Below are 896 nucleotides of genomic sequence, written 5' to 3'. Positions count from 1 at the left end.
CAAACCAAGTGCGACAGTTCCTCTGTGAAAGATTCGTGAGCGGTTCTCCAACCCAAGCATTTTCGTGGTCTGTGGTTTATTAGATCTAGTGAATTGGCAAGATCTTCATCCTCAACTTGAGCGAGATCGGTGCCTTTCGGGAAAAACTCTCGAAGCAATCCATTCGCATTCTCATTGGAACCGCGTTGCCAAGACGAATATGGATCAGCAAAATAAACGTGCAGGTCATGGCTTGTTTCCAGATTGGCATAGCATGCAAACTCCTTTCCCCGGTCAGCCGTGGCGGTGAGGAAAGTGCCTGTGGGATACTGTGAGATGGCTACACCAAGCGCAATTTCCATAGACAAAGCGGTGCGATCAGGCATGAGAATGGCGGTATATAGACGGGTTTTGCGTTCAATGAGCGTGGCTATGCATCCCTTACTTTTCCCACGACCTGATACGACGGTATCCAGTTCCCAGTGCCCAAACGTTTCACGAGAACGAACCTCTTGGGGACGATCCGAAATGGATCTGCCAATGGCAAATTTACCGCGATTTTCTGCGGGTTTCTGACGCTTTCCTTTGTGCCGGAGAGCCTGTAACGTGCCTTGAACCAGTCGACCTGCGTAGATCCAGCGATAGATCGTTTTGAAGGATACTGCTGGCAAGCCTTCGGTACGGAAGCGTTGATTGATCTGTTCCGGAGACCACGTTGCCTTCAGTTTTTCCTCCAGTGAAGCAGCTAAGGTGTCTGACCATTTACCTGAAGAGACAGAGGATTGACGACGCTTCTCATAAGCGTTCTGAGCGTGTTCTGCCTGATAGGGATACGATGAATTAGCACGATCTAGTTCACGGCAAATCGTGGACGAATGCCTCCCCAGTTCTTTTGCAATAGCTCTTGAGCTTTTGCC

At 49.6% G+C, this 896-nt stretch carries 1 protein-coding gene; it reads right to left on the bottom strand.

All coding sequences use genetic code 11. From position 1 onward, the window contains the following. Positions 1–896, bottom strand: an 896-nt coding sequence (locus P5G61_RS31820) for an IS30 family transposase (RefSeq protein WP_301250123.1), incomplete at both ends; no start/stop codon positions are given.

This window comes from Paenibacillus vandeheii (assembly GCF_030433635.1).
Lineage (GTDB): Bacteria > Bacillota > Bacilli > Paenibacillales > Paenibacillaceae > Paenibacillus > Paenibacillus vandeheii.
The sequence above is the reverse complement of the archived record's forward strand: the minus strand, read 5'-3'. Positions and strand labels throughout refer to the sequence as shown.